General features: G+C 65.2%; 6 protein-coding genes. 4 read left to right on the forward strand and 2 right to left on the reverse strand.

Annotation, left to right across the window (positions count from 1 at the left end):
* Positions 1-331: PQQ-dependent sugar dehydrogenase (locus tag ACWELQ_RS33610; RefSeq protein ID WP_452401059.1), on the reverse strand; the 331-nt coding region annotated here is incomplete at its 3' end.
* A 545-nt stretch (positions 332-876) separates the two neighbouring features.
* A complete protein-coding gene (locus tag ACWELQ_RS33615) occupies positions 877-2070 on the reverse strand; it encodes an ROK family protein (protein WP_452401060.1) in 1194 nt (397 codons plus the stop codon).
* A gap of 147 nt (positions 2071-2217) precedes the next feature.
* On the opposite strand from ACWELQ_RS33615, the gene ACWELQ_RS33620 reads away from it, so the two are divergent.
* The 4 genes from ACWELQ_RS33620 to ACWELQ_RS33635 all read left to right on the forward strand — a co-directional run.
* Positions 2218-3741, forward strand: coding sequence for a sugar ABC transporter ATP-binding protein (locus ACWELQ_RS33620; protein WP_452401061.1), 1524 nt, complete (start codon positions 2218-2220; stop codon positions 3739-3741).
* Positions 3738-4775 carry an ABC transporter permease gene (locus ACWELQ_RS33625; protein WP_452401062.1) on the forward strand — a complete coding sequence of 346 codons (1038 nt, stop codon included), beginning with the start codon at positions 3738-3740 and terminating at the stop codon, positions 4773-4775. The genes ACWELQ_RS33620 and ACWELQ_RS33625 overlap by 4 nt, the downstream gene beginning before the upstream one ends.
* 38 nt (positions 4776-4813) lie before the next feature.
* On the forward strand, positions 4814-5857 hold the full coding sequence (locus ACWELQ_RS33630) for a substrate-binding domain-containing protein (protein ID WP_452401063.1): 1044 nt from the start codon (positions 4814-4816) through the stop codon (positions 5855-5857).
* 22 nt (positions 5858-5879) lie between these two features.
* Positions 5880-6840, forward strand: a 961-nt coding sequence (locus ACWELQ_RS33635) for a Gfo/Idh/MocA family protein (RefSeq protein WP_452401064.1), incomplete at its 3' end; no start/stop codon positions are given.

Genomic DNA, 6840 nt, shown 5'->3' on the forward strand with positions numbered 1-6840 from the left:
TGGCGCGGTTGGTGTCGAAGCCGGGGTCGACGGCGAGGCCCAGCAGGCCGCTCTCGTCGTGGATGTACACGTCGAGGGAACCGATCACACCCGTCGTACCATCGTTGGTGGTCCGGTGCAGCGAGCCGGCACGGTCGATGTGCAGCACCGAGTCGTCGGGCAGCAGGGCGATAGCAATAGGCTCGCCCATGGTGCCACCGCCCCGCGCGAGCTGTACCTGAGCGAATTCGGCAGGGTCTATCGCGGCTGTCGCGGTAGGTAGCGCGACAACCGATATCAATATCGCGGCTAATGCGGCGAATAGTGCGAGGGCTTTGATTCGAAAACTCACGAGGGCAATCCCTTCTCGATATTGGGAAGGCTTTGGGGCCTGACTGGGGTGTCGCTCGTTGGTTGTCAGACACTCACCTCGCTTTGCGAATCACCTGCCGATGACGGACAGGGGAGGATCCTGCGGACTAGGCAGGCTTGCGCGAATCTCGCATGATGCGCTGAGGTGGCACGGCCGAGCCTCGGTGGTTTCGGGCAAGAGGATTTATGCTCTACAGCGATCTCTCGCCGAGCTGATGAAGTGACGGGTGCCACATTTGATGTGACGACTGTAAGGCAAAACTGTGACGCCGAGCAACAGAAGGTTGGCTGCTTCTGTCCGACTAGTGACCGATGCTCTCTGGATCGGTGGATAGTTCTGGGGGACTTACGTCGACCTTTGCGCGTTTGAAGGCGTCATCGTCGGCGACTGCTCGGGTGCGGGAGCTTTCACAACTCGGACGACGACGCGACGAGATCGCACCGGTGTACGCGGTTGGCAGGGGCTCGCTGCACCGTGAGCCGCTGGACGTCGACCGGCGCCGGATCAACTGCTCACGACAGTCGTCAGCCAGCCAGCAGGCGATCCACCTTGCCGGGCGAAAGTGCGTGGTCCACAACGATTGCCGCTGCGCCCACGATGCCGGCTCGTGCTCCGGCCCGGGCGGACACGATGCGTAGTTCGTCGGTTGCCAGGGGGAGGGACCGGCGGTAGACGACCTCACGGATGCCCGCCAGGAGATGGTCGCCAGCCTGGGATAGTGATCCGCCGATGGCGATCACCGACGGATTGAACAGGTTGACCGCCGTCGCGAGGACTTCGCCGATGTCGCGGCCCGCCTGCCGTAGGACGCGCAGGGCGTCCACCGAGCCGCCGCGGGTCAGGGTGATGACATCGGAGCTGGAAGCGGCCGACGTGCCGAGCTCGGTGAGCTTACGAGCGACGGCGCTGCCACCGGCGATGGCTTCCAAACAGCCGATATTGCCGCAGCGGCAGACGACAGTCGTGTCGTGTGGAACTCGGACGTGGCCGAGGTCGCCCGCGGCGCCGCGCGCGCCCCGGTGCAGGTGACCGTCACTGATCAGGCCGCAGCCGATGCCGGTGGCGACCTTGACGAATATCATGTTCGGGTCGTCGGGCCATTGTGTTCGGTGTTCTCCGAGGGCCATCAGGTTGACGTCATTGTCGACCAGCGAGACCACGCCGAGCTGACGCTCGAGATGGTCCTTGACCGCGAATCCGTCCCAGCCGGGCATGATCGGCGGGTTCACGGGCCGCCCGGCGATGTGGTCGACCGGACCGGGCAGGCCGACTCCTACGCCCAGTAGATCCGTTGGGACGCGGCCGATTTCGGCCAGCAGGGCGGCACCGCGGCCCGTGATCGCGGTCAGCACCGCGTCCGGGCCCTCCGCGATGTCGATGGGGTATTCGACCTCGGCCAGGACGTCGGTGTTGAGGTCGGTCACCGCCAGCCGCACATGGGTGGCGCCCACGTCGGCGGCGAGGATGACGCGGGCGACCGAGTTGAATGCGATCATGCTCGGCGGCCGTCCACCGGTGGATCCGGCCTTGTCGACGTACTGAACGAATCCGCTGGCCAAGAGTGCGTCGAGGCGCTCGATCACGGTCGAGCGGGCGAGGCCGGTCTCTGCCGACAGCTCGGCCTTGGTGCGTGGGCGACCGTCTCGGAGCATTTGCAGCAGAGCCCCCTTGCCCAGCGCCGCGCCACCGGTGACTACCTCCGCTTTCGTCATCGGCATTGTGAAGCTCCTCCCGATCGCTCCTGCACGTCCCTCGCTTTCGATTGTAGAGCGACCGCCATTTGATTCTGCGGCAGGGGGCATGCGACGGATCACTGTAGATCTTTTGCTTGACGAGCCTACAAAAGCCTGCCTATGCTCGCCGTCATGGAAGCGGCAGTGAGATCTGGGACACACCTACTGGAGATGCGCGGCATCGTGAAGGAGTTCTCCGGCGTCCGTGCGCTCGACGGCATCGACCTCGAAGTACGGGCTGGTGAGGTGCACTGTCTGCTCGGGCAGAACGGTGCGGGCAAGTCCACCCTGATCAAGGTCCTCGCGGGTGTACACCAGCCCGATGCGGGCGAGCTCCTGTGGGAGGGCGAGTCCGTGCGCCTGCCCGATCCGCAGACCTCGATGGACCGAGGCATAGCGTCCATCTATCAGGAACTCGATCTCGTAGACGGCCTCAGCGTCGCGGAGAACATCTATCTAGGACATGAACCCGCCCGGTGGGGGTTCACCCGGCGTAGCGCCGCCGACCGTGCCACCACGCAATTGCTGGGCAGGCTGGGTCACGCCGACATCGCGCCGACGACTCTGGTCGGGGGGCTTCCCGCAGCCGGCAAACAGATCGTCAGCATGGCGCGGGCGCTGTCTCGCTCTGCCCGGCTGATCGTGATGGACGAGCCCTCGGCGGTACTCGGTGCCGGGGAAGTCGATCGGCTGTTCGCCGTCATTCGCGACCTCACCGCCGACGGCGTGGCAGTCGTGTACATCTCCCATCGGCTCGAAGAGATTCGGGCCATTGGCGACCGGGTGACGGTGCTCAAGGACGGCCGAACCGTGGCATCGGGGCTGGCCGTCGAAGAGGTGTCGACGGCCGAGATCGTCAGCCTGATGACCGGTCGTTCCATCGACTACGTGTTCCCGCCCCGCCCCGCCACCGACGGATCGGCCGAGCCGGTCCTCGTGGTGGACCGGCTGGGATACCAGGGTCGGTTCGACGAGGTCAGCTTTGCGGTACGTCCTGGCGAGGTTGTCGGGCTGGCCGGTCTGGTCGGCTCGGGCCGTTCGGAGATTTTGGAGACCATCTACGGCGCGCGCCGGGCATCGACCGGCACGATCACGGTGGCGGGCGCGAAAGTCCGAGCGGGAAGCGTGCCCGCGGCAGTCGCCGCCGGTGTCGGGCTGTGCCCCGAAGAGCGCAAGAGTCAGGCGTTGTTTCTCGACGAATCGGTGACGCGCAATATCAGCGCAGCCAACCTGGCCAAGTTCAGCAGCGCCGGTTTCCTGGACCGCGGTGCGGAGGCACGGGCTGCTCACGATCTGGTGGCCGACCTCGACGTCCGCCCGTCTGATCCGGCTCGGCAGGTCCGCACACTGTCGGGTGGTAACCAGCAGAAAGTGGTCCTGGCGCGATGGCTATTGCGTGAGTGCCGGGTATTGCTGCTGGACGAACCGACCCGCGGGGTCGATGTCGGCGCACGGGCCGAGATCTACACGCTGATCCGGGACCTGGTCGCGAACGGGATCGGCGTGGTGGTGGTCTCCAGCGAGATCGAGGAGGTCATCGGGTTGTCCGATCGGCTCTTGGTAATTCGTGAGGGGCGAGTCGTCTTCGACGGTCCCTCAGTCGATATCGACGAGCACAGGGTGCTCGGATTAGTGATGGAAGGTGAGGTCGCGTGAGCACGGACGCGAGCATCGAATCCCCGGCCGTTCGGGCATCGGCGCGTGAGCCCAATGCGGTCGTCCGCGTCATGGCCGCGGTGACATCGCCGCTCGGCCGCAACGGCGGCCTTGTCGTGGCGCTGGTCCTGTTGTGCGGGGTCGGTTTGCTCACCGCGGGCGACCGATTCGGGTCAACGGATAACGCGACCACGATTCTGCGACTGGCGTCGGTGATCGGCGTGGTCAGCATCGGAATGACATTCGTGATCATCGGTGGTGGCATCGACTTGTCCGTCGGCGCGATCGTCGCCCTGGCTTCGGTCTGGGCGACGACGAAGGCCACCCAGGCGATGGCGGCCGAATATCATTGGGCGGTCATGGTTTTCGTCGCGCTCGCGGTAGGCGCGGTCTGTGGGCTGATCAATGGGCTGCTAGTGGCTTACGGCCGGATAGCGGCATTCATCACGACCTTGGCAATGTTGGCCGGGGCGCGCGGACTCGCCGAGATCATCGCGCACAAGAAGACTCAGATCGTCACCGTGCGGGGGCTCGTGACCTTCTTCGGCGGCGACGTGCTGGGAGTTCCGGTCCTGGTCGTGATTTTTGCGGTGGTCGCGGCGGGAGGCTGGGTCCTGCTCAATCGCACTACATTCGGCCGCCGCACGATCGCGGTCGGCGGTAACCCCGAGGCGGCACGCCTGGCGGGAATCAAGGTGGCGCGTCACACCGTCGCGCTGTACGTCCTGCTGGGCCTGGCATGCGGGGTTGCGGCGATCATGCTGATGGCACGCACCACCGCCGGCACATCCACGCATGGCGTGCTGTACGAACTCGACGCCATCGCTGCCGTTGTCATCGGCGGCACCCTGCTCTCGGGCGGCCGTGGCACGATCGTCGGCACCGTACTGGGGGTGCTGATCTTCACCACACTCACGAACGTGTTCACCCTCAACAATCTCGACACCTCGATCCAGGCCGTCGCCAAGGGCGTGATCATCGTGATCGCCGTGCTGCTCCAGCAGCACGTGACTGGACGCAGTCGCAAACTCTGACCCCCGAATGTTCCTATTTCATCGCTCTAGGAGAAGTCATGTTCCATTCGACTCGTGCTGCCCGTGGCGCGGCGTGTCTGCTCGCGATAGGGGCGCTGGTGTTGGCCGGTTGCACGAGCAACGACGACCCGGCCTCAAGTGCAACCGGAGGCGGTAGCCGCGCCGCCGGCGCCAACGATGCCGTTGGTAAGAAGGTCGTTATCGGCTTCTCCGGTCCGAAGGCCGATCACGGCTGGCTCGGTGCCATCAACGCGGTCGCCCGAACCGAGGCCAAGAAATACCCCGACGTGGAGTTCCGGATGGCCGAGGGCACCAACGATCCGAGCACACAGATCAGCCAGATCGAAACCTTCATCAACGACAAGGTGGACGCGATCGTGCTCCTGCCCACCGACGGTGCCGCGCTCACGCAGGTGGCGACCAAGGCGACACAGGCTGGAATCGTCGTCGTCAACGTCGACCGCGAATTCTCGAACTCGTTCGCGGCCAGAGCAACCATCCTCGGCGACAACTACGGCATGGGCGTGTCCGCGGGCACCTATGCCTGCAAGTTGGTGCAGGACCGCAACCTGAAAGAGCCGGTCATCGCCGAGATCGCGGGTATGGACTCGTTGCCCTTGACCCAGGACCGCTCACGCGGGTTCGCCGACGCCTTGAAGACATGCGGCCAGAGTGTGCGTAAGCGCGTAGCGGCCGAGTTCACCGTCGAGTCCGGCGAACGGGTGGCGTCGAATCTGCTGCAAGCCGCACCGAAGATCGACATCGTGTGGAACCACGACGACGACCAGGGAATAGGCGTCAAGGCTGCGTTCGACAACGCCAAGCGCCATGAATTCGCCTTCATCGGCGGCGCGGGCTCGAAGAACGCCATGCAATGGATCAAGGACGGCGAGATGGAGGCCACCGTTCTCTACCCGCCGACGCAGGCAGCGGATGGCGTCCGGCTGGCCCGGCTGCTCGTGCAGGGCAAAGGTTTGTCCGACCTCGTCCAGGTCGAGGTGCCGCGGCGAATCGTGCTGAACGCGCCTGTCGTGACCAAGGCGAATGTGGACCAGTACATGCCGCAAGGCTTCGAATCCTGACCACCCACCGGAAAGGGGTCTCATGGGCACGCTCGCAATCGGCATGGTCGGTTACGCGTTCATGGGTGTCGCACATTCCCAAGCGTGGCGCAACGTGACCAGCTACTTTGCGCCGGAGCTGCGGCCACGGCTGGTTGCGCTGGCCGGCCGGAACGTGGCAGCGGCGAGTGCCGTGGCAGACCGATTCGGCTGGGAGACAGTCGAATCCGACTGGCGCGCCCTGATCGAGCGGGCGGACGTGGATGTCATCGACATCTGCACGCCCGGCGATACGCACGCGGAGATCGCGATCGCCGCACTCGAAGCAGGCAAGCACGTGCTGTGTGAAAAACCGCTGGCAAACACTGTGGCCGAGGCGGAAGCGATGGCGGAGGCGGCCCAGAGCGCTCGCCAGAGCGGCATCCGGTCGATGGTGGGATTCACCTACCGCCGGGTGCCCGCGATCGTGCTCGCTCGCAAGCTCGTGGAACAGGGCCGGATCGGAAAGATCCGGCACGTCCGGGCTCAGTATCTGCAAGACTGGGCGGTCGATCCGACTGTTCCGCTGAGCTGGCGAATGCAACGCGAACGTGCGGGATCTGGAGCGCTGGGTGATATCGGTGCGCACATCGTGGACCTGACGCACTATTTGACCGGCGAACTGCTGGTCGGCACCAGCGCGACTATGGAAACCTTCATTTCGCAACGGCCGACTGCCGACGGTACCGGTCCGGTCACCGTCGATGACGCCGCGATATTCCTCGGCCGGTTGTCCGGCGGTGGACTGGCCACCTTCGAGGCGACCCGGTGCGCCACCGGCCGTAAAAACTCGATCCGGATCGAAATCAACGGCTCGCGTGGAAGTCTCGCGTTCGACTTCGAGGACATGAACGTGCTGCACTTCCTGGACCATCAAGACTCGCGCCCCGCAGGCCCGGGTCGTGCTGGTCGGCTACCCGCACATCCTGCCCGACAACTCCGCCCTGTGCGCGGGTCGCCAGCCG

Source organism: Nocardia sp. NPDC004722 (assembly GCF_053601505.1).